The organism is Sphingomonas sp., from assembly GCF_036731925.1.
Lineage (GTDB): Bacteria > Pseudomonadota > Alphaproteobacteria > Sphingomonadales > Sphingomonadaceae > Sphingomonas.
Map to the genome: position 1 here is coordinate 1181919 of NZ_DAINDJ010000002.1, position 25395 is coordinate 1207313.

Consider the following 25395-nt stretch of genomic DNA (forward strand, 5'->3'; position numbering starts at 1 on the left):
GTGATCACAGCAACCCGCCAGACAAATGCGCGAAATGCCGTTGCGGTTGCGAACCTTTTGGAAGTGCTAGGAAAAACTCATGGTCGGCGCCAGTCCAGTTGCGACCAGCCGCGGGCCTCAGCCAGCTTCGCCAGCGGGCCATGCGCGTTCACCGCAAAAGCCTCGTCCGCCCATTCGAGCAGCGGCGCGTCGGAGACATGGTCGGAATAGGCGCGGACATGGCAGTTTGCGCGCAGCAGGCCCTGCGCCGCCAACCAATTTTCGATCATGTGGAGCTTTACGGGCCCGTAACAGTTCTCGCCCTCGAGTTCGGAGAGAATATGCCCCTGCCCATCCCGCTTCGCATTGGTGCCGATCACGTCGTCGAAGCCCAGCCGCTTGCCGATCGCCTCGGCGTAATAGCGGTGCGAGGCGGTGGCCATTACCAGCCGGCAGCCGGCGGCGCGATCAGCTTCGATCTGCGCGCGGGCCCCTTGCAGCACGCCCTTGCGCAACTCAAGCTCGGCAAAGGCCTCGGCGACCGCGGTCATCTCCGCCGGCGGCAGCGCCCGGCCGAGCAGCAGCCGGTGCGACAGGCGCTTCAGCCCGGCGCGGTCGATACGGCGGGCGAGATAGCCCAGGCCGCCCAGACCGACCAAGGGAAACAGCCCCAGCCGCCACGGCGCACGCGTGCGCGCAACGTGCAGCAGGAACCGCGTCCAGGTCGGCTTTGCGGTGATGGTCTTGTCCATGTCGTAGATGGCGAGGCGTTGCATTGCGCCCTCTAGCCACGGAGGAACTTGCCGTTCCAGCCAGAATCGCGGAAAGGGGGTTTCGATGAGGGCACCCGCCGACTTTGAACGGTCCGACGAGAACGGCGAGGCGGTGCTCCGCTTCTCCGGCAATCTTTCGCTCGCCTGCCTGGGCGACCTGCCCGCGCGGCTGGAAACGGTGGACGGCGCCGTGGCCCGGCTCGACCTAAGTGCGGTCGGGCGGATGGATACGGTCGGCGCCTGGGTCGTGCACCGCTTCGCGCGGGAACGCGGCGCAGCGATCGACGGGCTGAGCGGCAACGAACAGCATCTGCTCGATCAGGTGGTCGCCGCCGAGCATCCCATCCAGCTGCCGCCGCCACCGCCGGGATCGTTCACCCGCGCGCTGAACGAGATCGGCGGCGCGGTCATCAATTCGGGCAAGACGCTCTACGGCCTGCTCGGCTTCATGGGCGCGACGGCGCTCGCGCTGTGGAACGTCATCACCCATCCCAGCCGTTTCCGCTTCAACGCGACGGTGCAGCGGTTCGAAGTGGTCGGTGTCGGCGCGCTCGGCATCATCGCGCTGATGAGCTTCCTGATCGGCATCGTCATCGCCCAGCAGGGTTCGGTACAGCTGCGCCAGTTCGGTGCGGAAATCTACACGATCAACCTGCTCGGCCGGCTGACCCTGCGCGAGCTCGGCATTTTGATGACCGCGATCATGATCGCCGGTCGATCGGGATCGGCCTTCGCCGCGCAGATCGGCACGATGAAGCTGACCGAGGAAATCGACGCGATGCGCACGATCGGCGTCTCCCCGATGGAAGCGCTGGTGCTGCCGCGTGTCCTCGCCGTGGTGTTCATGCTGCCGCTGCTCGGCTTCTATTCCTCGATCATCTCGATCATCGGCGGCGGCCTGCTCTGCTGGGTGGATCTGGGCATTCCGCCGATCACCTTCATCCAGCGCATCCGCGAAGTGGTGCCGCTCACCGACCTGTGGGTCGGGCTGGTAAAGGCGCCGGTGTTCGGCGCGATCATCGCCATGGCCGGCTGCTTCCACGGCATGCAGGTCGAAGCCGATGCGGAACAGGTCGGCCAGCGCACTACCACCGCCGTGGTGCAGGCGATCTTCCTCGTGATCGTGCTCGACGCCTTCTTCGCGGTGTTCTTCACCAATGTGGGCTGGACATGACCGACGCTGCACGCGACGACGATCGCGAAATCCTGATCCGCGTCCGCGGTCTGCGCAACGGCTTCGGCGAGCAGATCGTCCATGACCAGCTCGACCTCGACGTGCGTCGCGGCGAGATCCTCGGCGTCGTCGGCGGGTCGGGCACCGGCAAGTCGGTGCTCATGCGTTCGATCATCGGCCTCCAGCCGCCGCTGGACGGCACGGTGGAGGTATTCGGCGAGAACACGATCGGCCGCGAGGAGACCGAGGCGGTCGACATCCGCAAGCGCTGGGGCATCCTGTTCCAGGGCGGCGCGCTGTTCTCCACGCTGACGGTGTCCGAGAATGTGCAGGTTCCGCTCAAGGAATATTATCCGCGGCTCGACCCTGCGCTGCTGGAGGAAATCGCCGCCTACAAGGTGGTGATGACCGGCCTGCCGCCCGAAGCGGGGCCGAAATACCCGGCCGAGCTTTCCGGCGGCATGAAGAAGCGGGCGGGTCTCGCCCGCGCGCTGGCGCTCGATCCCGAGCTGCTGTTCCTCGACGAGCCCACCGCCGGCCTCGACCCCATCGGCGCAGCGGCATTCGACGAGCTGACCGCGTCGCTCCAGAAGACGCTGGGGCTCACCGTGTTCCTGATCACCCATGATCTCGACACGCTCTATGCCATCTGTGACCGCGTCGCGGTGCTTGCCGACAAGCGGGTGATTGCCGTGGGCACGATCCCGGAACTGCTGGCGCTGGATCACCCGTGGATCCAGGAATATTTCAACGGGCCGCGCGGACGCGCTGCGGTCGCGGGCCCGAACCGGCCGGTGCACGAGGATAAGAGGGGCTGATGGAAACGCGTTCCAATCATGTGCTGGTCGGCGCGGTCGTGCTGATTCTGCTGGCCGTGCTGTGTCTATTCATCGTCTGGCTGTCGCGGCTGGGTGGCGGTGACGAGCGTGAATATGACATTTTCTTCAAGCAGTCGGTGGACGGCCTGAGCCGCGGCTCCTCGGTCAGCTTCTCGGGCGTGCCGGCTGGCCAGGTGAAGGAAATCCAGTTCTGGCGGCCCGATCCCAGCCTCGTGCGCGTGCGCATCAGCGTGCAGCCCGACGTGCCGATCCTCGAAGGCACCAACGCCACGATCCAGGGCAGCTTCACCGGCCCCAGCACCGTGCAGCTGGACGGCGCGGTGAAGGGCCAGCCCCCGATCGAGTGCCCCCAGGACAATCCCCGCGCCGCCTGCCCGCTGGGCGTGCCGGTGATCCCGACCAAGCAGGGCGGCCTCGGCGCGCTCTTGAGCTCGGCACCGAAGCTGCTCGAACGGCTGACCACGCTTACCGAGCGCGTGTCCGACCTGCTCGACGAGAAGAACCAGGCATCGATCGGCGGCATCCTGGCGAACACCAACCGGCTGACCAAGTCGCTGGCGGATCGCGGCCCCGAGATCGCCGCCACGCTTGCCGAGACTCGCGTCGCGATCCAGCAGGCCGGCGCCGCCGCCCAGCAGATCGGCCAGCTTGCCGAGTCCACCAACGGCATGATGAACAGCGACATCAAGCCGACCATCGCCAATCTCAACGCCACCATCACCTCGGCGCGCAAGAGCGTCGAGACGCTGGATGCGACAATCGGCGATGCCCGGCCGGGGATCCAGGCCTTCTCGAACAAGACCATGCCCGAGGTTGGCCAGCTCGTGCAGGATCTGCGCGAGATGTCGCTCGCGCTCACCAATGTTGCGCACAAGCTCGATCAGGGTGGCGCTTCCAGCCTGATCGGGGCACCTGCGCTGCCCACCTACAAGCCGAAGAAGTGAGGTTCCGGATGAACAAGCCCGCTATCGCTGCGCTGCTCGCCGCCGTGCCGCTGTCCGGATGCATTTCGTTCGCGGCCAAGCCGCCGGCGTCGCTGCTCACGCTGCAGCCGGCGGCGGTGCTTCCGGCGGGCGAAGTCCAGCTATCGGGCACGGTCAAGGCCGTGTCGATCGGCCCCGTCAATGCGCCCCAGGAACTCGCCACCACCCGCGTGCCGGTGCATTCGGGGCCAGGCGGGACGACGGTGGCCTATGTGAAGGACGCGCAATGGGTTGAAGGCCCGGCCAGCCTGTTCGGCCGGCTGCTGGCCGACACCGTCGCCGCGCGCACCGGCCGGATCGTGCTGAGCCGCCGCCAGTCGCTGAGCACCCCCAGCGCGAGCCTGAGCGGCGACTTGCGCAGCTTCGGCGTCGATGCGAGCAAGATGGAAGCCGTAGTCACCTTTGACGCCGCGCTCGGCCGCGAGGGCACCCAGGCCTTTGAACGCCGCCGCTTCGAGGCGCGCGTGCCCGTGTCCGCCGTCGATACGGCCGCGATCGGCCCCGCGCTCAACCAGGCCGCCAATCAGGTCGCGAACCAGGTGGCGGACTGGGTCGGCAAGTAACGGCTCAGGGCCGGCGGCGGACCGCTGCCGGCAGATCGCAGACGTTGAGTCCGGTCGCCACCATCGGCGGCGCCGGGTTCATGCGCAGCGCAAGCATCGCAGCATAGCGGGGGTTGTCGGTCGCGCGGACCTGGAAATGCGGCCGCTCGTCCGGTGGCAGCTGGCTCGCCAGCCGCACCCAGGCGATGCCGGTCCGCTCGCCCTCGGTTGCGTAGACCCCCATCGCGGCATCGCTGCGCGGCAGCGCCGAGAGGAGCTGCATTCCCTCGATGATGCGGCCGACCACGGTATAGTTGCGGTCCAGCCGCCGGGCGGACTGGCCGATCGGGGTGAACAGCTCGGACCCGGTGCCGGTATCGGGCAGCTGGTCGCGCGCCACCCCCACCATCCCGTAACAATGGGTGAGCCAGGCCACTTTGCCGTCGCTGGCGATCGGCCAGCCGTCGGCGGTGACGCCGGTCGCGCTCGCATAGGAATCGGGCCTGGGCAGACGCTGGGCCGGCGCGAAGGCGCCGATCTCGAACTCGGCGGGCGGCCTGGTGAGGATCTCGGGCGGCAACGGCTTATTCTCGGTCGGGTCGCCCCATTGCGCGACCCAGTTCTCCTGCACCCGGTAGACGCTCTCCCCGTCCCACCAGCGCGCGGCGGCGAGCTTGCGGATGTTGGCGACGTGCGCGGGCGCGAACCGCGCGGCCAAGCGGATGGCGACCTGCCTGCCGTTCTTCAGCTGGATCAGCAGGATCTCGTCATCGGGAATGTCGCGCCAGTCTTCCGGTGCCGGCTCGGCCGCGGCAGGGCTGGGTCGCGCGAGCGCCGCGGTTTGCGGGGCATTCCGAGCGGCGAGCGGCGCGGCAACGAGGGTCGCGGCGAGGACGAGCAGGGTTTTTGCCATTCGGAGAGCTTGGCATGGCAACGGGCGCTTGCCTAGCCGCCCAAGGAACGGTAGGGCCGCGCCTTCCAGGTATCCTGCGGAGCGGTGGCCGAGTGGTCGAAGGCGCTCGCCTGGAAAGTGAGTATACGCCAAAAGCGTATCGAGGGTTCGAATCCCTCCCGCTCCGCCAGCTACGCCCTTTCTTCGGCTAGCGAAACTACCCTCAAACTGCGCGAAATTCGAGAGAATCCCGAGGTTTTTGGTGTCATTGGACTTCGTTCAATTCCACGAATTCCCACCACAAGTGGTGGCTAAAGTGGTTGGTATTTCGGAGCAGGGTTAGGGGAAAACGCACTGCGCTCAAGATACACTCGTTGGCGGAGCCCTGGCGTACGCCGACGGCGACGGCCTATTTCTCGATGTCACAGGCAAAGGGATGGGCAGGTGGATTCTTCGCGTTCAATCAAACGGACGGCGAAGGTAGATTGGTCTCGATTCACTAAAGACTGTCTCCCTGTCTGACGCGCGCGATGCAGCGCAGGAAGATCCCGCGGGGCATCGATCGTGCCGCTGAGCGCAAGCAGGAGCGCCAGGTCATTCTGACGTCTCGCAGCACTGCCGAAATGGTTCACGCGGAACACGAAAGGCGTGGTGGCCTGGCGGTTTCGGGCGCTGCTCGGTTGCGAGCGCTGGAGGCCGAAAACCGCCGGCTGAAGAAGCTGCTGGCGGAGTCGATGCTCGATGTGTCAGCACTGAAGGATCTGCTGGAAAAAACTCACGCGGTCTGTGGAACGCTACGCTGCCGTGGAGAAGCTGATGGCCGATACAGCTTCTCCGAGCGTCGCGCCTGCAGGCTGGTCGGGGTCAATCGGTCGGCGTAGCAATATGAGCCGCTTCGCGGACAGGACGACGCTGTCCGCGAGCGTATGCGCAAGATCGCGAACGAGCGTCGTCGGTTCGGCTGCGGTCGGCTGGCGAGACTGCTGCGACGTGAGGGCAAGGGCATGAACCTGAAGAAGGTGTACCGGCTGTATCGCGAGGAGCGGCTGACGGTGCGCAAGCGTGGCGGCCGCAAGCGGGAGCTCGGCACGCGGGCGCCAATGGCGATTCCGCAGGAACCCAACCAGCGCCGGTCGCTCGACTTCGTGTCGGACGCGTTGGCCTGCGGCCGGCGGTTCGTATGCTGAATGTCATCGACGATTACAGCCGGGAATGTCTGGCCTGTATCGTCGACACGTCGCTGTCCGGCCGGCGGGTCGTTCGTGAACTGAGCGCCATCGCCGAACGTCGCGGGCTGACGTGCATGGTGGTCAGCGACAACGGTACCCAAATGATCAGTCACGCCGTCCTTGCCTGGTCCCAGGACACCGGGGTCGAATGGCACTACATCGCGCCGGGCAAGCCGCAGCAGAAGGAATTCGTCGAAAGCTTCAATGGTCGTTTGCGCGAAGAGTGCCTAAATGAGCACCTGTTCCCATCGCTGGCCGCAGCAAGACGGATCATCGAGGCATGGCGAACGGACTACAACAACGTGCGCCCGCACAGCAGTCTTGGCGGGTTGGCACCCGCTGAATTTATGAGCCGCCCCCGCAAAAGGGCATAAGGACACTGGAGCTTAGAGCGGCGCGACGATCCTCGCGACGATCCTCGCGAGGTTAGCCCGGCATCCGATCAGCGCGGGCAACTAGGCGGCGGCGTGGCTCATTGCCCCGCTGTACCGCGCGGCGCCCTCCACCGAATTTCGTACGGCGAAAGTTGCGGCCCTGTGATTTTTCGCAACCGCGATCGCAACCGCCCGCCCTCCCCGACGTTCAACGCGCGACCAATGGGAGGACACCACATGGCTTCGGCCGATTTCGGCACCGGGCGCGCGCGCGCATGAAACTTCCCGGTACCGACGATTCTTCGACGCTTCTCTACGATCTGCGCAGCGATACGCGCAGTGTCGGCATCCTTACCTTCCATCGCTGCATCAATTATGGCTCCTATTGGCAGGCGCGCTGCCTGGCGGAGGGCGTGCATGCCCGCGGCCACCGCGTGATGCTGCTCGACCATGAATCGCCGCGCGTGACGCGCGCCGAGTGGCGGACCGCGCTCCAGCCTACCCTGCCGGTGCGTGCCAGCGCCGAGGACCGGCGGCGCTACGGCGCCAAGCTGCGCAAGTTCCTCTGCGCCTTCGACGCGCTGCCGCTGTCCCCCGGCTTCGACCTGGTGGATCCGCTGGAGATGCCGCATGTCGATACCGTGCTGGTCGGCAGCGACGAGGTGTGGAACCTGCGGCACCCCTGGTATGGCGGCGCCTCGATCTTCTTCGGACAGGGGCTGAACGCCGAATGCGTCGCGGCCTATGCCGCCAGCTTCGGCAGCTATGACGCGGATGCCGGGCTCGATCCCTATTGGCAGGACCAGCTGCGCCGCTTCGACATGATCGCGGTGCGCGACGCCAACAGCCGCCGGCTGGTCACCCAGGCGATCGGCCGCGAGCCGACACTGGTGCTCGATCCCTGCCTGCAATTCCCGCCCGCGCGCGATGCGGCGGTGCCGGTGCCCGAGGGGCGGTACGCGCTGGTCTATGGCCATGGCATGCCGGCCGCCTTTGCCGATGCAGCCCGCGCCTGGGCATCGGCGCGCGGCGTGCGGCTGGTCAGCATTGGCTATCGCAACGACTGGGCGGACGAACAATGGCTGGACGCGGGCCCGCACGACTTCGCCGCAGCGGTGGCAGGGGCGGAGGCGGTGCTGACGAACTTCTTCCATGGCTGCGTATTCGCGTTGCTGAACGAGAAGCCGTTTGCCTGCGCGACCTCGCCCTACCGGATGAACAAGGTGCGCGATCTTACCGAGATGCTCGGCGCCGAGCGGCACCTGCTGGTGCCCGGTGCGCCGATCGACCTCGGCCCGATCCTCGATTCGCCGCTCGATGCCGCGATTGGCGACCGGATCGCGGCGATGCGCGACCAGTCGAGCGCCTATCTGGACAAGGTGCTTGGCTGAGGCGCCGAGCCCCGCCGCCATTGTTCGCTCCGGATTGTGCATCGGCTGCGGCGCCTGCGCGTCGCAGGGCAGCGGCGGGCATATGGGCTGGGACGGCTATCGCCAGCTCAAGCCGCAGGGCCCGCCCGGCTGGCGCGAGACGGCGACGCCGCGCTTCGCCGCTACCTGCCCCTTCTCGCCCCAGGCAGTGGACGAAAACGCGATCGCCGAGCGCCGTTTCCCGGCCGCTCCGATCGCCGACCAGCGGATAGGGCGGTTCGAGACTGCCTATGTCGGCCATGTCGCCGAGGGGCATTTCCGCGCCGGCGGCAGCTCGGGCGGGATGGTCAGCTGGGTCGCTGCCGAGCTGCTGCGCCGCGGGCTGATCGACGGTGTCGCCCATGTCGTGCCGCTGCCCGGCCCTGGCGCGCCGCATTTCGGCTATCGCATCTCGCGCAGCCTCGACCAGATCGCCGAGGGTGCGCGCTCGCGCTACCACCCGGTGCATCTGGCCCATGTCCTCGACGAGATCCGCCGCGTACCGGGCCGCTACGCCGTGGTGGGCATTCCCTGCTTCATCAAGGCGGTGCACCTCGCCCGCGCCGCCGAGCCGGTCCTGGCCCAGCGGATCACCGCCACGCTGGGGCTGTTCTGCGGCCATATGAAGAGCGGGCGGCTGGTCGACAGCTTCGCCTGGCAGCTGGACGTGGATCCGGATGCCGTCACCGCGGTGGAATATCGCCGCAAGGATGCCGATCGCCCGGCCAACTGGTACACCGCGCACCTGACGCTCGCCGACGGCAGCGCGCGCTGGCAGGACTGGTGGCATCTCGCGGACGGCGACTGGGGCGCCGGCTTCTTCCAGAACAGCGCCTGCAACCTGTGCGACGATGTCGTCGCCGAGACCGCCGACATCGCGTTCGGCGATGCCTGGGTGGAGCCCTATTCCTCGGACGGGCGCGGCACCAACGTCGTGATCGTTCGGTCGCCGCAGCTGCGCGACATCGTGGCCGACGCGATCGGCACCGGGCGGCTTACACTGGGGGGCGTGGACGCCGATTTCATCGCCGGCACGCAGGATGCCGGGCTGCGCCATCGCCGCGAGGGGCTCGCCTATCGGCTGACCTGGAGCCGCCGGGGCATCCGGCCGATCAAACGGGTGTCGCCCAATGCCGCCGGGATCGGCTGGCGGCGCAAGCTGGTCTATCGGATGCGGGCGGGGATCGCCGCCTGGAGCCACCGCGTCGCCTGGGCGGCGGATCGGCTGGGCATGCCGGGGCTGTACGTCGGCTGGGCCAAGGCGTCGCTGGGTCTCTACCAGGCGCTCACCTATTCACGCGGCCGGCTCGGCACCTGGCTCGACAGGATCGAGCGCCGCTGAAGCAAGACCCGGCCGGGCAGCATGCCCGGCCGGGTCGACGTCTCAGGCTTCCACGTCGCTCTTGGTCCGCCCGGCGCCCGGGCCGGCGGCGAGATCGGCACCCGTGGTCGGGTTGGTCGAGGGATCGGACTTGGTCCGCTCCGCCAGTTGGGTCAGCGCCGCGGTATCGGCCGAACCCAGCGTCACCGTCGGCATGCCGTCGCCGCTGTCGGCGGGCAGCGTCTGCTGGAGGTCGTCGACCCGGTCCCACTCCGGCCCGTCGTTCCATGGACCGCGCATGTCGCCCTCGCCCTGCGAGGTGTTGACGTACATGCTCGAATATTCCGGCACGCCCGGCAGCTTGCCCGGCGGGAAATTGTCCTCGATCGAGTAGAGCGCCTTTTCGAACGACTTCTGGTGCGCCACCTCGCGCGTCATCAGGAACTTGAGCGCGTCCTTGATGCCGGCATCGTCGGTGATGTTGATCAGCCGCTCATAGACGATCTTGGCGCGGCTCTCCGCGGCGATGTTCGAGCGCAGGTCGCAGGTCGGATCGCCGCGGCTGTCGACATAGGCCGCCGTCCACGGCACGCCCGCCGAGTTGGTCAGCGCCGGACCGCCGCCATACAGGATCGCCTGGGTATGGCTGTTGCCGCCCTGGGTGAGCGACATGTACAGTTCGGCCTCTTCCATGTCCCCTTCGGAGATATGCGCCTTCACGCCCTTGTTGAGCATGGCGACGATCGAGCCGATCACTTCGAGATGGCTCAGTTCCTCGGTAGCGATGTCGAGCAGCATGTCCTTGCGGCCGGGATCATCCTCCGCCAACCCTTGCGTAAAATAGCGCATTGCAGCTGCGAGTTCGCCGTCGGGGCCGCCGAACTGCTCGAGCATCAGCGAGGCGAGCACCGGATTGGGCTCGGCTACGCGCACGGTATATTGCAGGCGCTTGTTGTGCATGAACATGCCGTCTCTCCTTGATGGGGTACCCACCAAGAGCGGCTGGCCTGGTACGTTGTTGCAAAGACTTTGCGACTGATCGATTTTTTGGCGTTTAACCTGCGTAAGATTGGACGCCGCATCGACCGTGCAGCGCGGTTCGTTGCGGCTTCTTCTACAAAGCCGCCACAAACTTGCTGAACGAGCCAGGCGATCAGCGGAACGGGCGCGCGCGCCGCTTCGTTGATGGAGAAGAACCACCGGACATCAGGAGCTTCTCAGATGAGCGACAAACAGCCGATGCAGGCGAGCGGCGGTGACGCCCGGAAAGGCGCGCCCGACGGCGTTTCGGATGCCGATACCCACGGCCGATCGGAAGGCGAGAGCGAAGGCGGCGCCTACCCCAACCCCTATCCGGAGAAGGCGCGCAAGGAAGGCCCGGGCCACCTGATGGGCCATGGCGGCCAGAGCCACATCAACTATGAGGGCGGCCCGAACCCGAACGCCACCACCAAGGGGGAGGAATAGTCTTTCCGCTCCCTTCGCGTCCCTCACCGCTCGCGGAAACGGGCCGAAAAGGGGGGAGCGTCGCGCGCTGGACCTCCGAGGCGAAAACCGCCGCGTCGCCCCCCTTGCCCCCCGCCGTCGGGGGGGGGGGGCGAGACCTTATCCCAATGCCGGCAGAAGTGCCTGGGCGCCGCCCGGCTCTATGGAGGTCGCCTTGCCTTCCGCTCCCGATGGCGCCTCGGCTGCTCCGACGCTGGCAGCGTCTGCATCTTCTTCCTGTCCAACCGGGAGCGTCTTGCCGGTGGTGCGATCGAGCCCGATTGCCGTCACGATATCGAGCGCCGTTGCCGCCGCGACGAAGGCGATCGCGCCCCACACCGCCTTGTTCTGCGGCGCGCGCCGCGCCGCGAGGCCAAGCGCGGCAATGTCCATCGCGTCGCCCGCCACGCGGTTCCACACCCGAACACCATGCGCCGGGCCGGAGAGCAGCGCAGCGCCGGCCAGCAGCTCCCGCGCGCCGAACGCCCGCACCAGGCCGTCATGGTCGTCCGCCGACAGCTCCCGCGCGATCCGCTTTGACGCCGCCAGTTCGGCGATGCCGAGCCCGATCGAGAAGAGACCCAGTCCAAATCCCAGCTTGCGATAGTCCATCGGTTCGCTCCTTGCGCTTCGTGAGTCGATGCGCCCGGCAAGGCTGCTGCCGGACGGCGATCGACCAACCGTTCGCAAGCAAGCGCCGTTCCGAAGATTTCACCAATACTATCTTATGTTTGCAGGATCACTTGCAGGGGAAGCGCTGCTGCATCATTTTCGCGAAAGCTGCTTTTACGCTGATCCCGCGCTGCGCAGGCGGGATCTTCTCGAAGGCCGCGATCAGCTCGTTGCTGCCCATCTTCACCTGCCCTTTGGGAGGCGGGCAACTGCCCGGCGCCCGGCCCGCGGCAATGGCTGCGGCAAGGTCGCCGCGATAGGCGGCGGAGGCGCCCTCCACTTCCTGCTTCAGCAGACCGATGTCCGACGAAAACATCGCCATTGCGCCCTTCGCCTTGAGCGCGTTCACCTTGGCGAGGAACTCGGCCACGCTCATCGCCTGCGCGGGCACCGCCACGAGCATCAGTCCACCGGCCGCCAGAAACAGTCGGCGCATAAGAAAAACGCTCCCGGAAAGGGTTCCCGGGAGCGCTCTCTATCGTAGCGAAGCTGAACCTAGCAATGCCGGGCAGCCTCAGGCGCCCTGCGGCGCCGGATTGCCGAACGGATCCTTCAGCTTGCGCGTCTTGGGGATCGAGGTGCCGCCTACCGCCGGCATGCCCGGGGTGCCGGTGGGATCGCCGCGGTCCAGCGTCTCGCCGGCGATAAGCTTCTTGATCTCTTCGCCGGTGAGCGTCTCATACTCGAGCAGCGCCAGCGCGATCGTGTGAAGCTGGTCGGTATGGTCGCCCAGGATCTGCCGCGCGCGGTTGAGGCCCTTCTCGACGAAGCGCTTCACCTCGGCATCGATCAGCCGCGCGGTCTCGTCCGACATCGGCTTGGCGCGCGCCACCGAATAGCCGGTGAAGCTGTCCTCGCTCTCGGAGAAATCGAGCGGACCGAGATTGTCCGAAAGGCCCCATTTGGTGACCATCGCGCGGGCGAGACGGGTCGCCTGCATGATGTCGTTCGAGGCGCCCGAGCTGACCTTGTCATAGCCGAAGATCAGTTCCTCGGCGACGCGGCCGCCGAACGCCACGGCGATATCGGCATGCATCTTGTCGCGGTGATAGCTGTACGAGTCGCGCTCCGGCAGCGGCTGCACCATGCCCAGCGCGAAACCGCGCGGGATGATCGTCGCCTTGTGGATCGGATCGGCAGTCGGCTCGTGCGCGAACACCAGGGCGTGGCCGGCTTCGTGATAGGCGGTCATCCGCTTCTCGTCGTCGGTCATCACCATGGAGCGGCGCTCGGCACCCATCAGCACCTTGTCGCGGGCGTCGTCGAATTCCTGCGCCGCCACCAGCCGCTTGCCGCGACGGGCCGCGAGCAGCGCCGCCTCGTTGACGAGGTTGGCGAGATCGGCACCCGAGAAGCCCGGCGTGCCGCGCGCGATGACGCGGGCATCGACGTCCGGTGCGATCGGCACCTTCTTCATGTGGACCTGCAGGATCTTCACGCGGCCCTCGATATCGGGGCGCGGCACCTGGACCTGGCGGTCGAAGCGGCCCGGACGCAGCAGCGCGGGATCGAGCACGTCGGGGCGGTTGGTCGCGGCGACGATGATGATGCCTTCGTTCGCCTCGAAGCCGTCCATCTCAACCAGCAGCTGGTTCAGCGTCTGCTCGCGCTCGTCATTCTGGTTGCCCAGCCCGGCGCCGCGCGAACGGCCGACCGCGTCGATTTCGTCGATGAAGACGATGCACGGGGCGGACTTCTTGGCCTGCTCGAACATGTCGCGGACGCGGCTCGCGCCGACGCCGACGAACATCTCGACAAAGTCCGAACCCGAAATGGTGAAGAAGGGAACGCCCGCCTCGCCGGCGATCGCGCGGGCGAGCAGCGTCTTGCCGGTACCGGGCGAGCCGACCAGCAGCGCGCCCTTGGGGATCTTGCCGCCCAGGCGGGCGAACTTCGACGGGTCCTTGAGGAACTCGACGATCTCCTGCAGCTCCTCGCGCGCCTCGTCGATGCCGGCGACGTCATCGAAGGTGACCTTGCCTTCCTTCTGCGTCAGCAGGCGGGCGCGGCTCTTGCCGAAGCCCATCGCGCCAGAGCCCGAATTCTTCTGCATCTGGCGCAGCACGAAGAAGGCGATGCCGAGGAACAGCAGGAACGGCAGCGACTGGACGAGGATGTACTGCCAGATCGACGGCGAGTCTTCCGGACGCGCGTTGATCACCACGCCCTTGGCGCGCAGCGTCTCGACCAGCTTCGGGTCGCCCGGGTTGTTCGTGCGGAACTTGCCCTCGCTCGTCGTGCCGGTGATCACACCGGAGCCGACCGCGATGTTGACGTCCTTCACGTCACCCGACTGCACCTTGTCGAGGAAGGTGGAATAGGGAATCGCATTGCCCGTGGGCTGCGCGGTGCGGGTGTCGAACAGGGTGACGAACAGCGCCAGAGCTGCGAGAATACCCACCCAGATGAGCAGGCTCTTCATCCAGGGGTTATTACCCCCGTTTTCCGGACCCTGCTGCTTGCCGTTATCGCTCATCGTGTACCCGGTACCTTTCCAGCTCTAAGATAGGCATGGCGGCGTTAATGACAATGGAACAACGTCGATCACGGTGATCGGTGCGGAGGCGCCGGCGCGAAGTGCCAGCGGGGTCCAGGCCGCACCACGACTCCGGCCAATGTCGCCACCTGCCCGGCATCCACCGCGGCGATCAGCCGGTCAAGCCCGGAACCGCGCGGCGGCGGGGCGGCATTCACCATGTTGAGCGCGCGCGCGACGAGGCGGCGACGCAGTTCGTGGGGCAGATCGGCCATCTCGAGCAACAGCCCGCCCTGCCCCGATTCGGCGCGTGCGGCCCATTCCCGGGCCGCCGCCCAGGCGAGCGCGGTCTCCGCATCGCGCAGGTTGCTGGCGGCGCGCGCAAGCCGGGCCGGCGGCAATTCGGGGCTGTCGGCGAGCAGGGCGCGGGCCCGGCTCCGATCGAAGCGCGGGTGCCGGTTGGAGGGATCTTCCACGGCGACGATTCCCGCGGCCGAGACGCGGGCGGCCAGCTCGGCGCGCGACCAGCCGAGCAACGGCCGCACCAGCGAAGGCGCGCCGCCGCCTGCGCGCAGCGGCCGCGCCGGGAGCATCGCCGCGAGGCCGCCCAGCCCCGCTCCTCGCCGGGCGCGCAGCAGGAAGGTTTCCGCCACGTCGTCTTGCTGGTGCGCCACGGCGACCCAGCGCGCAGCGCACGCCGTGGCCCAGTCGGCAAGGCAGCGATAGCGCATCGCCCGCGCCCGATCCTGGAGATTGCCGCCCACGAGCATCTCCGGTCGGGGCGGCAGGATGGTGTGCGGAACACCGATTCGGGCACAGACCGCCGCCACAAACGCTGCCTCTTCGGCGGACTCGGCGCGCAGGCCGTGATCGACGGTGGCGGCGATCACCGCTCCCGGAAACGCCGCGCGGGCAAGCAGCAGCAGTGCGAGGCTGTCCGTGCCGCCCGACACGGCGACACCGGCCGGCGCTGCGCTCTCGGGCAGGCGACCCGCGACCGCCAGCCAGCCGGCGGTGAAGCGGGCGATGTCCTCGCCCGCGATCGCGTCGATCAGCGACGCGTCACTTGCAGCGCTGATCCGCACGGCCCTTGGCGACGCCCGCCTTCATTTCGGCCGAAAGCGACGCGCCGTACACGCTGTTCAGTTCGTCATAGACCTTGCAGACCTCGCCTGCCGGCTTCTTCAGCTTCACCAGCGCCTGGGCGAGATAATAGAGGCTGTCCGCCGCGCGCTCGCCATTCGGGTTTGCAGTATAATTCTCGTACAGCGCGATGGCGGCGAGATTTGCCCGGTTGTCGTCGAGATAGGTGCGGCCGAGCAGGTTGCGCGCGAAGCTGGCGCGCTTGCCCGTCGGATATTTGGCCTTGTATTGTTCGAGCGCCTTGGCCGCTTCGGGGTACAGCTTCGCCTGCCACAGGCGGAAGCCGTAGAGGTACAGATCCTCGCCCGCGTCGCCGGTGCTCGGCTTCTCGACAGCCGCCACCTTGGCCGCGCGATCTCCCGAGGCACGTGCAGGCGCGGTCGCGGAGTCGCCCGAGGCAGCCACGGCACCATCCGTCGGCATGGCATCGGCAGCCGGCTGCGGCGTTTCCAGCGCCTTCATCCGCGCATCCGTCGCGGCCTTGTACGCGCCGAACGCCTCTTCGAGCTGACGCATGCGATACTGGTTCTGCTCGATCTGGCCGGTCATCGTCTGAATCTGACTCTCCAGCGCGGCGACGCGCTGGGTGAGATCGGCGAGCGGCGTGGTCGCGGGCACGCCCGGCGGGGTAGTGTCGACCTGCTGGGTGATCTGCGGTTCCACCGTCATGCCGGCGCCGCCCGGAAAGACCTTGCGCTGCACCGCGCGCATCTCGCGCTCCAGCTTGTCGACGCGCTGGCCGACATTGCCGTCCTGGGCCTGCGCCATCGCGGTGCCGTTGAAGCCGAACGCGGCAAAGGCCAGTGCCGCTGCGAGAGCAATACGCATCGTCGATAAATCCCTCAGCGCCTCCCGGGGAACGGAGGCGTGGCGCCGCTATAGCCAAGCGGCGCCCGCTTGCGCCACCCCCTCAGGGGTTCGGCGTGTCGCCTGCGGGCGTCGTGCCACCCACGGGCACCGGGGCAGCGTCGCCGCCATCGGTCGCACGCGGCGCGGCCCGCCGACGCGGGGTGCGCTCACGCAGCGGCGTGGCCGCCGCGGTGGCGCTCGGCGTCGGCGTAGGCGTCGCGCCCGGCTGGCCGCGGCCCCGCAGCGCGGCCGAGGTCAGTTCCGCCTCGATCACTTCCACCTGCGTACCGAGCGGCGCCACTTCGCTGCCGTTCAGCAGCACCTGCAGCTGGTCCGGACGGCCGGTGCGGATGCGCGGATGATCGGCATCGTCGGGCACTTCATAGCGTTCGCCGGCCGCCAGTTCCTTCTCGGCCAGCTTCTTGCCGGTCGCGTCGGTGATGCGGATCCAGGCCGGGCCGCGCGCGACGAGCGTGACATGCTCGACGGCGGGAACGGTGGGGCTGGGTGCCGGTGCGGCTGCCACGGGCGCGGGGCTGGGCGTCGGCTCGAGCTGCTGGACCAGGCCGTCGCCCTGCGACGCGCCGCCGCGGAACCAGTTGGTGCCGTACCAGATGCCGATGCCGGCAACGATCACCAGCGCCACGATCACCCCGAACCAGACGATCCCGCTCGGCGCCGCGCGCGACGGCTCCTGCAAGGGATATTCCGGCGTGAGCACGGGCCGTTCGATCTGGCCGAGCTCGGCGCGGACGTCGTGCGCGATCGCGACTTCGTCGGCGTTCACCGCGCGGGCATAGGCCTTGGCGAAGCCGGTGGCATAGGTGATCGACGGCAACCCGGAATAGGTCCCCTGCTCGATTGCCTCGAGGTGGCGCTGCGGGATGCGGGTACGCGCGGCAATCTCGGGCAGATCCAGTCCCATGGCTTCGCGCGCGGCGCGCAGACGTTCACCGGGACGGGCAGTGTACGAGGTGGACTCTTCGGGCGTTTCGCCTTGCATTCTATCCTCCGGCGAGCGCGTTGGACCCTGGAACGCCCGCCCTTGTGCTGCAGGGGATGCCCTCCCCGCCGTGCCGCTGTCAACGCCGCGACTAAATCATTCCGCGGGAAGCTCAGGCGAGTTCGACACCCTGCGCCTCGGCCCATTGGGTGAGCACATCGCGCAGCGGCGCTTGCGGATGCCGCAGCATCTCGTCCATCGCGGCCATCACCGCACCGCGATCGAGCGAGCGCAGCATCGCCTTGATCGGCCCCACCGCTGCCGGCGTGATCGACAGCCGGTCGATGCCGAGCCCGATCAGTGCCAGCGCCTCGAGCGGGCGCCCACCCATCTCGCCGCAGACCGCCACCGGCACGCCCGCCGCGCGCGCCTCGTCGCTCACCCGCTTGAGGAAGCGCAGGATCGCCGGGCTCAGCCAGTCATAGCGCAAGGCCAGCTTGGGATGCGCGCGATCGGCGGCGAACAGGAACTGGGTGAGGTCGTTGGTGCCGATCGACAGGAACTGCAGCTTGGGCAGCAACAGGTCGAGCACCTCGGCCAGCGCCGGCACCTCGAGCATCGCACCGTAGCGGATCTCGGTGGGCAGCTTGCGCCCGCGCGCGGCGAGCCAGGCATGCTGCGCCTCGAACAGGGCGCGCGCCTGGTCGAACTCCCAGGGCTCCGAGACCATCGGAAACATCACGTTGAGCGTGCGCCCTGCTGCCGCCTCGATCAGGGCGCGCGCCTGCGCCTTCATCAGGCCGTCGCGGTCGAGCGCCAGCCGCAGCGCGCGCCAGCCCATGGCGGGGTTCTCCTCCTCGCCATCCTCGTCGTGGTTCAGATAGGGCAGCGCCTTGTCGCCGCCGATATCGACGGTGCGGAACACCACCGGCCGCTCGCCTGCCGCTTCGAGCACGTCGCGATACAGCCGGCGCTGTGCCTCGCGCTGCGGAAGCGTGGCGGAGACGAGGAACTGGAATTCGGTGCGGAACAGGCCGATGCCATCGGCCCCGGTCAGGTCGAGCGCGGACACGTCGTCGCGCAGCCCGGCATTAACCATCACCGTCACCCGGTGACCGTCCCTGGTCACCGGTGCGACGTTCTTGAGCTGGGCGAACGCGGCGCGCCGCTTCTGGCTGAGCGCCAGCTTGGCTTCGAACGCCTCCTCCATTGCCAGCGAGGGCCGCACGAACACGCTCTCCTCGCCCACATCGAGCAGGAGCAGGTCGCCTTCCGCAACCTCGCGGCGGATCTCGCGCACCCGGCCGAGCACCGGCACGCCCATGGCGCGTGCGACGATGGTGACGTGCGCGGTGAGCGAGCCCTCCTCGAGCACTACGCCCTTCAGGCGGCGGCGATCATATTCGAGCAGCTCGGCCGGCCCCAGGTTGCGCGCGATCAGGATCGAATCGTGGCGCAAACCCAGCTGCGCGGCGGTGCCGAGCTGGCCCGAGACGATGCGCAGCAGCCGGTTGGACAGGTCCTCCAGATCGTGCATCCGGTCGCGCAGCAGCGGATCGTCGATCTCGCGCATGCGCTGGCGGGTGCGCTGCTGCACCCGCTCGATCGCCGCCTCGGCGGTCAGGCCGGAATCGATCGCCTCGTTGATGCGACGGCTCCAGCCCTCGTCATAGGCGAACATCTTGTAGGTCGCGAGGATCTCCTCATGCTCACCGCCGACGCCGAACTCGGCCTGGCTCGTCATGCGGTCGATCTGCTCGCGCATCTTGTCGAACGCGGCATAGACGCGGTGGCGCTCGGCCTCGGTATCCTCGGCGACGGTATGTTCGATGGTGATGCGCGGCTGGTGGAACACCGCGACGCCGCGCGCCATGCCTTCGACCAGCCGGAAACCGCCGATCGTGCCCGACGTGGTCGGCTGCAGCCGGGTGGAGGTGCCGCCCGCCGCATCGATCAGCTCGGCATTGGCGATCAGCTCGGAGAGGACCATCGCCACGGTCTGCAGCGCCTCGATCTCGATGTCCGCGTAGCGCCGCGGATCGACATGCTGCACGGCGAGCACGCCGACCGCGCGCTCGCGCCGGATGATCGGCACGCCGGCGAAGCTGTGGAACCGTTCTTCACCCGTTTCCGGATTGTGCACGAAATTGGGGTGGCTGGTCGCCTCGTCGAGGTTGAGCGTCTCGACATGCGCGGCGATGGTGCCGACCAGTCCCTCGCCCAGCCCCAGCCGGGTGACGTGCACCGCTTCCTGCGCCAGGCCGCGGGTGGCGAACAGCTCCAGCACGCCTTCGCGCAGCAGATAGATCGAGCAGACCTCGCTGTGCAGCGCCTCGCCGATGATGTTGACGACCGAGTTGAGCTTCGACTGGACCGGCAGCCGTTTCGCCATCAGATCGTGAAGGCGGGTAAGGATTTCCCGGGCGGAGGCGGCTGCGGTCAAGGCCATGGAGCAGCGCTAACAGATTGTGCGCACCCACGCCAAGCGGGTGCGCAGCAAATCCGCAGAAAAGCCGGGCCGTAGCGTCAGGCCGCGCGCTTCTCCAGCGCGTGCGCGGCTTCGGCCATCAGCGTTTCGATAATCGTCGCCACCGGCTCTTCCTTGGTGACCATGCCGACCGACTGGCCGGCCATCACGCTGCCATGCTCGACATCGCCGTCGATCACCGCGCGGCGCAGCGCGCCCGCCCAGTAGTGTTCGATCTGCAGCTGCGCCTCGGCCATTTCGATGCCGCCCTGGTCCAGCGCCTGCGCCACTTCGCGCTGCTTGGCGGTGAACAGCTCGCCGCCGGCATTCTTGAGCGCGCGCACCGGGATCACCGGCAGGCGCGGATCGATCTGTACGCTGGCGATCGCGTCGCGGGCGGAGGCGCGGATGAACGCCTTCTTGAAATTGGCGTGTGCGATGCTTTCGGTCGCCGCCGCGAAGCGGGTGCCGAGCTGCACGCCCGCGGCGCCCATGTCGAGATAGCCGGCGATCGCCTCGCCCCGGCCGATGCCGCCGGCGACGAACACGGGGACTTGGCTCGCGACCTCGGGCAGGATCTCCTGCGCCAGCACGCTGGTCGACACCGGGCCGATATGGCCCCCGGCCTCCATGCCTTCCACCACCAGCGCGTCGACGCCCGAGCGGATCAGCTTCTTGGCGAGGCTCAGCGCCGGCGCAAAGCAGATCAGCTTGGCGCCGTGGCCCTTGATCGCATCGAGCGAGCCCGCCGGGGGCAGCCCCCCCGCGAGCACGACATGGCCGACGCCGTGCTTACCGCACACGTCGATCAGCTCGAACAGCTGGGGGTGCATGGTGATCAGGTTGACGCCGAACGGCTTTGCGGTCAGCGCCTTGGTGGCCGCGATCTCGGCGTCGAGCAGTTCGGGGCTCATCGCGCCGCACGCGATCACGCCGAAGCCGCCCGCGTTGGAGATGGCGGCGACCAGATTGCGCTCGGACACCCAGGACATGGCGCCGCCGAGGATGGCGGTCTCGCTGCCCAGGAATTCGCAGCCGCGCGCCATGCGGCGGGCCAGGCGCTCGGCGCCGATCGAAGAAGATGCGTTCATGCCCGCCGCCTAATCCCTTCCGCTATCGCGCGGCAAGTCCGCATGCGTGCGGTGGGGCCGTGAACCGGTTCCACCGAAATGGCGACAGGTGCGGCGCAGCGCATTCAGGATGGATCAAACCCGCGTACCGCCGCCATTGCTCCGGGCGTAAGCAGCATCCGCACAGTAGAGCACCCGAATCGGTCGCCGCAGATAAAACATAGATACCATGGCAGCCCGTCATCAACTTCGACCTCCTCCGCGGCGTTGAAGCTGAGGATCGCGCATGCCTTCATTGATATGGAGAGGGACATGACGACGAACTACACGATCTATCTCGTGAACCAGTCATCGACGACGCAAACCTTCTGGTGCTTCCTGACTCGCCCGCAGGAACTCGCCTCGGACCCAGCGGTATTCGCGAATTCCAGCGCCTCGCTGGCGATCCGCTCCAACGACCCGGCAACCAATTCCTTCGTGATCCCGGTGCAATATGTGGTCGGCGCCGGCGCGAGCAACAACGCGGTCGGCCTCAACGTCCAGATCAATTCCACCATCTCGCAGAATACCGATGTCGGGCAGGTGTGGGACGCCCTCTATGCCGACGTGCCGCCGAACATGGGCCCGACGCTGACGCCGGGTTCAGGGGGGGCGCCTTCGAACAGCCTGCAGATCGTCACCAATGCCTTCGACCAGGGCAACAACGAAGCCAATGGCTGGTACAGCAACCAGTCGTTCGGCATCCAGACCAGCTCCGGCTTCATGGGAATGACCTGGTCGCCCTCGCCCAACCAGACCCGCACGCTCACGCCGAAGCTCAGCTTCTATGTCAGCGTCGGCAGCTTCGGCGATTCGGAGCTCGCGGACTGGACCCAGGTCAGCAACAATGCAGCGCAGATCAGCGTACCGACGTCCTTCTCCGCGAACGCCTGCACGGTGACGCTGCTCAACAACGGCACCTGGAGCGTCACGCCCGGAAAGCCGCCGCAGATGCTGTTCAAGGAAAATCTCGCGATGCTCGGCACCGAAGACATCGCCCAGCTGCTGGCGCTGTCGTACATCGACACCAACAAGATGCAGCAGGATACGGTCAAGTCGGTCTACTGGAAGAACACCACCGAGGCGCTCGATGCCGCGATCGAGGAGGAGCAGGACGCCGCGCTGCTGACCAACACCTTCCTCACCGGCACCATCACGGTAACGGCGGCGCTCACCGCAGCGTTCACCTATTTCGTCCTGTCCGGCGTGCAGTTCACGGTGACCGGGACGTCGGGCCAGGGCACCAGCGTGAACTTCAGCTATAACGGCACGCAGTCCGCGCAGGCCATCCAGAACCTGCTGGTCGCGGGCGCGCAGATCGTGTTCGGCGGCGCAAACTGAGCCGGCGGGCGCGTGGCCGACACCGGTTCCTGGGCTCCGTCGTCGACGGCCTCGCTGCCCGCCTTGCGGTTCCCGCCGGTCCCTGTGCCCGGCGGGAATCCACTACACGCCCCCGCCGCCGCGGCCACGCCGCACACCAGCGTGCTGATCCAGCTCGACGGGCTCTCCTCGGTTGATCTGGTGGCGAGTTTCGCCGGCGCCGGCCCTGCCGCGCCCGAGCCGGGCGAGCTGGTCGCCGGGATGCAGCAGGTCTTGACCCAGGCCTATATCGATTACGACCAGCAACTGCCGCTCTGGTGGCTGGCGCAGGTGCTCCGGATCGGCGACATCTCCGCCAGCGGCTCCGTGGTCGCCTATACCGCCGATACCGACAGTTTCGCGCTCAGGATCGGCGAGGTCGTCCTGAACCACGGCCCAGCGGGATGGAGCATCCCCAGCTTCGACAGCACCGTCTATTCGGTGTTCGTCGGCTTTGGGCTCGGCAGTCCCTATGCCTATCCAGCCTTCCTGGCGCAGGCATCGCCGCTGACGACCGTCGAGGTCGGGGCGGGCGGCTATGTCCTCGCCCGGCCGGTCGGATCCTCCGCGATCGGCAAACCGGTTGCCGCCAGCGACAGCTGGACGATGCCCCTCGGCAAGGCGTGGCTGCTAAGCTTCAACGCCTCGGGCGTGGGTACGCTGAGCACCCGCTGAGGCGCCGGTACATGGTCCGGCGCCGCAGCAGGATCAGGCCGCGAGTTCGTCCGCGTCGAGGCCATAGGCGGTGTGCAGCACGCGCACCGCGAGTTCGGTATAATCCTCTTCGATCAGCACCGAGACCTTGATCTCCGACGTGGTGATCGCCTGGATGTTGATGCCGCGCGCGCCCAGCGTCTGGAACATCGTCGCGGCGACACCGGCATGGCTGCGCATGCCGACGCCCACCACCGAGACCTTGGCGACACGCGTGTCGTGGCTGATGCCGGTGAAGCCGATCGCTTCCTTCTGCTGCGCCAGGATCTCCAGCGAACGGGCAAGATCCGCCGCCGGGACCGTGAACGTCACGTCCGTTGCGCTGGCACTGCCGGCGCTCTGGTGCGCGATGTTCTGGATGATCATGTCGACGTTGATGCTGGCATCGGCGAGCGGGGTGAAGATCGACGCCACCGCGCCGGGCTTGTCCGGCACCGCGGTGAGCGTGATCTTGGCCTCGTTCTTGTCGTGCGCGATGCCGGTGATGAGCTGGCGTTCCACGTCCTGAATCTCCTCTTCGCCCACGATCATCGTCCCGGGCAATGTATCTGCCATCGGCGCGTCGTCGCCCGTGAAGGACGAGAGCACCTGCACGCGAACCCCTTCCTTCATCGCCAGGCCGACCGAACGGGTCTGGAGCACCTTGGCGCCGACGCTGGCGAGTTCGAGCATTTCCTCATAGGTCACGCGCTTCAGCTTGCGCGCGCGAGGCACGATGCGCGGGTCCGTCGTGTAGACCCCGTCGACATCGGTGTAGATGTCGCAGCGATCGGCCTTGACCGCCGCCGCCACCGCGACCGCCGAGGTATCCGAGCCGCCGCGACCGAGCGTGGTGATCCGCCCCTCGTGCACGCCCTGGAAGCCGGGGATCACCGCGACTTCGCCGTTCCCCATGCTGGCAAGCAGCGCGTCGGTCTCGATATCCTCGATCCGCGCCTTGGCGAATGCGTCGGAGGTCTGCACCGGCAGCTGCCAGCCCAGCCAGGAGCGCGCCGGCACGCCGATCGCCTGCAGTGCGATCGCCAGCAGCCCGCTGGTGATCTGCTCGCCGGCGGAGACGACGACGTCATATTCCTTGGGGTCGTAGAGCGACGAGGCTTCGCGGCAGAAGCCGACCAGCCGGTCGGTCTCGCCCGCCATCGCAGAGACGACCACCGCAACCTGGTTGCCCGACTCCCATTCACGTTTGACGCGCGCGGCAACGCTGCGAATACGCTCGATCCCGGCCATCGATGTGCCGCCGAACTTCATTACGATACGCGCCATGGCTGGTTGCTTGTTTCCTGCCCTTGGGAGAGATGGGCGTGCCTGATAGGAGCCGCCGATGCCGAACGCAACAATAGCTACGATTGACCCCCGTGAAGCTGAACATTTCGGTCGTCTGGCGGCCGATTGGTGGAATCCGAAGGGTTCCTCCGCCATGCTCCACAGGCTGAATCCTGCGCGACTGCGCTATATCCGCCGGGCGATCGACTCGCACTGGGCCGGCGATTCGGCGGACTTCATGCCGCTGACGGGCAAGACCGCGGTCGATGTGGGCTGCGGCGCAGGCCTGTTGTGCGAGCCGCTCGCCCGCCTCGGCGCGCGCGTCACCGGCGTGGACGCGGCGGGGGAGAATATCGGCGCGGCGCGCGCGCATGCGGAGCAATCCGGCCTGCCGATCGACTATGTCCACGGCGGCATCGAGAATCTGGCGGGGCGGACGTTCGACCTGGTCACCTCGATGGAAGTGATCGAGCATGTCAGTGACCCTGCCGCCTTCGTGCGCGGGCTGGCCGCTGCGCTCGCCGAGGGCGGGCTGATGGTGCTCTCCACGCCCAACCGCACGCCGCTCTCGCGCCTCGCCATGATCACGCTGGCCGAAGGCACCGGCGCGATCCCGAAGGGCACGCACGACTGGAGCCGCTTCCTCAAGCCCGAGGAGCTGGAGGCGCTGCTCGTCGATGCCGGCCTGAAGGTGATCGACCGCCAGGGCCTGAGCTTCTCGCCTGCCCGCGGCTTCGTGGTGACCGAGAACGAGGCGCTCAACTATCTGGTGACTGCCGTCCGCGCCTGAGCCGCGGACGGCGGCACCCCTTATCTGGCGAGATCGAGCAGCAGGATCGGCCCGATATCGAGCACCTGCCTGGCGGTTGCGAGATGCAGCGAGACCGAGATGTCGCCCACCGCATAGTCGCGGTCGGCGGTGCCGACGACATGCACCATCTTCCACTCGCTGCCCACCTCGCCCTCGCCCTTGAACACGGTGGTGTAGGGCTCCTTGGCGAGGCCGACCTGGATGGTGGCGATCTTGGCGCTGCTCGCCCCTTCGGGCAGCTTTTCCGCGCGCGCCCAGACGACGATCACCAGCTTGTCGCCCTTCTTCACCGGCTGGTTGATCGACGAGATCAGGCCGACGCTCCACGGCTGGTCGCCGCCGCCCGCGATCGGCACACGCAGCGCGCGTCCGCCCTGGACAGTCTTGTCCTTGATCACCGAAGGCTTCACGCTGAGCCCGTAAACGTTGAACGTCTCGGGCGTCGGCGCATTGATGATCTGCTTGGAAATATCAGCCTGCTGCTGTTGCGCCTGCGCAAGCGCGGGCGGCGCGACGGCAGACAGACACAGCGCGGCCATGCACAGCCATGATTTCATGGCACCCCTCCGTTGTTTTCGTTGTCCTG

At 67.6% G+C, this 25395-nt stretch carries 23 protein-coding genes, 1 tRNA gene and 1 pseudogene; 12 read left to right on the top strand and 13 right to left on the bottom strand.

All coding sequences use genetic code 11. The features are described 5' to 3' along the window. Positions 1-77: 77 nt before the first annotated feature. A complete protein-coding gene (locus V7E00_RS15100; RefSeq protein WP_333573438.1) occupies positions 78-755 on the bottom strand; it encodes an HAD family hydrolase in 678 nt (225 codons plus the stop codon). A 61-nt stretch (positions 756-816) separates the two neighbouring features. Here V7E00_RS15100 and V7E00_RS15105 point away from each other — a divergent pair, with 61 nt between their 5' ends. The 4 genes from V7E00_RS15105 to V7E00_RS15120 are packed head-to-tail and all read left to right on the top strand — an operon-like array spanning position 817 to position 4311. Further along, a complete protein-coding gene (locus tag V7E00_RS15105; protein WP_333573439.1) occupies positions 817-1926 on the top strand; it encodes an ABC transporter permease in 1110 nt (369 codons plus the stop codon). Continuing rightward, positions 1923-2744, top strand: coding sequence for an ABC transporter ATP-binding protein (locus tag V7E00_RS15110; protein WP_333573440.1), 822 nt, complete (start codon positions 1923-1925; stop codon positions 2742-2744). The genes V7E00_RS15105 and V7E00_RS15110 overlap by 4 nt, the downstream gene beginning before the upstream one ends. Further along, a complete protein-coding gene (locus tag V7E00_RS15115) occupies positions 2744-3709 on the top strand; it encodes an MlaD family protein (RefSeq protein WP_333573441.1) in 966 nt (321 codons plus the stop codon). The genes V7E00_RS15110 and V7E00_RS15115 overlap by 1 nt, the downstream gene beginning before the upstream one ends. A gap of 8 nt (positions 3710-3717) precedes the next feature. After that, positions 3718-4311 carry an ABC-type transport auxiliary lipoprotein family protein gene (locus tag V7E00_RS15120; RefSeq protein WP_333573442.1) on the top strand — a complete coding sequence of 198 codons (594 nt, stop codon included), beginning with the start codon at positions 3718-3720 and terminating at the stop codon, positions 4309-4311. A 4-nt stretch (positions 4312-4315) separates the two neighbouring features. Here the strand turns inward: V7E00_RS15120 and V7E00_RS15125 are convergent, their stop codons facing one another. Then, positions 4316-5203 carry a peptidylprolyl isomerase gene (locus tag V7E00_RS15125; protein ID WP_333573443.1) on the bottom strand — a complete coding sequence of 296 codons (888 nt, stop codon included), beginning with the start codon at positions 5201-5203 and terminating at the stop codon, positions 4316-4318. Positions 5204-5281: 78 nt separating this feature from the next. Between V7E00_RS15125 and V7E00_RS15130 the strand changes: the two genes are divergently transcribed. The 4 genes and pseudogenes from V7E00_RS15130 (at position 5282) to V7E00_RS15145 (ending at position 9536) form a co-directional block, all read left to right on the top strand. Continuing rightward, positions 5282-5372: transfer RNA gene (locus V7E00_RS15130), tRNA-Ser, on the top strand. Positions 5373-5832: 460 nt separating this feature from the next. Continuing rightward, positions 5833-6785: pseudogene (locus V7E00_RS15135) on the top strand (IS3 family transposase); the annotation flags it as partial. A gap of 275 nt (positions 6786-7060) precedes the next feature. After that, complete coding sequence (locus V7E00_RS15140; protein ID WP_333573444.1) at positions 7061-8176, top strand: polysaccharide pyruvyl transferase family protein; 1116 nt, start codon at positions 7061-7063, stop codon at positions 8174-8176. Beyond that, positions 8169-9536, top strand: a complete 1368-nt coding sequence (locus V7E00_RS15145) for a Coenzyme F420 hydrogenase/dehydrogenase, beta subunit C-terminal domain (protein WP_333573445.1) — start codon at positions 8169-8171, stop codon at positions 9534-9536. The genes V7E00_RS15140 and V7E00_RS15145 overlap by 8 nt, the downstream gene beginning before the upstream one ends. Positions 9537-9578: 42 nt before the next feature. Here V7E00_RS15145 and V7E00_RS15150 read toward each other — a convergent pair whose 3' ends face one another. After that, entirely contained in the window at positions 9579-10481 is a 903-nt protein-coding gene (locus V7E00_RS15150) for a manganese catalase family protein (RefSeq protein WP_333573446.1), read from the bottom strand. A gap of 255 nt (positions 10482-10736) precedes the next feature. Here V7E00_RS15150 and V7E00_RS15155 point away from each other — a divergent pair, with 255 nt between their 5' ends. Next, complete coding sequence (locus V7E00_RS15155; RefSeq protein ID WP_333573447.1) at positions 10737-10982, top strand: hypothetical protein; 246 nt, start codon at positions 10737-10739, stop codon at positions 10980-10982. A 138-nt stretch (positions 10983-11120) separates the two neighbouring features. On the opposite strand, the gene V7E00_RS15160 is transcribed toward V7E00_RS15155, so the two are convergent. The 8 genes from V7E00_RS15160 to V7E00_RS15195 all read right to left on the bottom strand — a co-directional run bounded on the left by V7E00_RS15160 (position 11121) and on the right by V7E00_RS15195 (position 20641). After that, the gene (locus V7E00_RS15160) at positions 11121-11612 is read right to left on the bottom strand and encodes a hypothetical protein (protein WP_333573448.1); all 492 of its coding nucleotides are present in this window, start codon (positions 11610-11612) and stop codon (positions 11121-11123) included. A gap of 127 nt (positions 11613-11739) precedes the next feature. Further along, on the bottom strand, positions 11740-12108 hold the full coding sequence (locus tag V7E00_RS15165) for a hypothetical protein (protein WP_333573449.1): 369 nt from the start codon (positions 12106-12108) through the stop codon (positions 11740-11742). Positions 12109-12186: 78 nt separating this feature from the next. Continuing rightward, positions 12187-14148 carry an ATP-dependent zinc metalloprotease FtsH gene (gene ftsH, locus V7E00_RS15170; protein WP_333573450.1) on the bottom strand — a complete coding sequence of 654 codons (1962 nt, stop codon included), beginning with the start codon at positions 14146-14148 and terminating at the stop codon, positions 12187-12189. Positions 14149-14216: 68 nt separating this feature from the next. Further along, entirely contained in the window at positions 14217-15233 is a 1017-nt protein-coding gene (gene tilS / locus V7E00_RS15175) for a tRNA lysidine(34) synthetase TilS (protein WP_333573451.1), read from the bottom strand. Further along, positions 15211-16119, bottom strand: a complete 909-nt coding sequence (locus tag V7E00_RS15180; RefSeq protein WP_333573452.1) for a YbgF trimerization domain-containing protein — start codon at positions 16117-16119, stop codon at positions 15211-15213. Before V7E00_RS15180 ends, tilS begins: the two co-directional genes overlap by 23 nt. A gap of 82 nt (positions 16120-16201) precedes the next feature. Then, on the bottom strand, positions 16202-17143 hold the full coding sequence (locus V7E00_RS15185) for a helix-turn-helix domain-containing protein (RefSeq protein ID WP_333573453.1): 942 nt from the start codon (positions 17141-17143) through the stop codon (positions 16202-16204). Positions 17144-17255: 112 nt separating this feature from the next. After that, positions 17256-19532: a phosphoenolpyruvate--protein phosphotransferase gene (ptsP, locus tag V7E00_RS15190; RefSeq protein WP_333573454.1), complete on the bottom strand. Its 2277-nt coding sequence runs from the start codon at positions 19530-19532 to the stop codon at positions 17256-17258. 77 nt (positions 19533-19609) lie between these two features. After that, positions 19610-20641 (bottom strand): NAD(P)H-dependent flavin oxidoreductase, encoded by a 1032-nt coding sequence (locus V7E00_RS15195; protein WP_333573455.1) that lies wholly within the window; start codon positions 20639-20641, stop codon positions 19610-19612. A 291-nt stretch (positions 20642-20932) separates the two neighbouring features. On the opposite strand from V7E00_RS15195, the gene V7E00_RS15200 reads away from it, so the two are divergent. Beyond that, positions 20933-22000 carry a hypothetical protein gene (locus V7E00_RS15200; protein ID WP_333573456.1) on the top strand — a complete coding sequence of 356 codons (1068 nt, stop codon included), beginning with the start codon at positions 20933-20935 and terminating at the stop codon, positions 21998-22000. A 12-nt stretch (positions 22001-22012) separates the two neighbouring features. Further along, positions 22013-22693: a hypothetical protein gene (locus V7E00_RS15205; protein ID WP_333573457.1), complete on the top strand. Its 681-nt coding sequence runs from the start codon at positions 22013-22015 to the stop codon at positions 22691-22693. A 33-nt stretch (positions 22694-22726) separates the two neighbouring features. On the opposite strand, the gene V7E00_RS15210 is transcribed toward V7E00_RS15205, so the two are convergent. Further along, positions 22727-23998 carry an aspartate kinase gene (locus V7E00_RS15210; RefSeq protein ID WP_333573458.1) on the bottom strand — a complete coding sequence of 424 codons (1272 nt, stop codon included), beginning with the start codon at positions 23996-23998 and terminating at the stop codon, positions 22727-22729. A 58-nt stretch (positions 23999-24056) separates the two neighbouring features. Between V7E00_RS15210 and ubiG the strand changes: the two genes are divergently transcribed. Continuing rightward, positions 24057-24788, top strand: a complete 732-nt coding sequence (gene ubiG / locus V7E00_RS15215; RefSeq protein ID WP_333573459.1) for a bifunctional 2-polyprenyl-6-hydroxyphenol methylase/3-demethylubiquinol 3-O-methyltransferase UbiG — start codon at positions 24057-24059, stop codon at positions 24786-24788. Between the two features lie 20 nt (positions 24789-24808). Here ubiG and V7E00_RS15220 read toward each other — a convergent pair whose 3' ends face one another. Further along, on the bottom strand, positions 24809-25366 hold the full coding sequence (locus V7E00_RS15220) for a hypothetical protein (RefSeq protein WP_333573460.1): 558 nt from the start codon (positions 25364-25366) through the stop codon (positions 24809-24811). Positions 25367-25395: the final 29 nt, after the last annotated feature.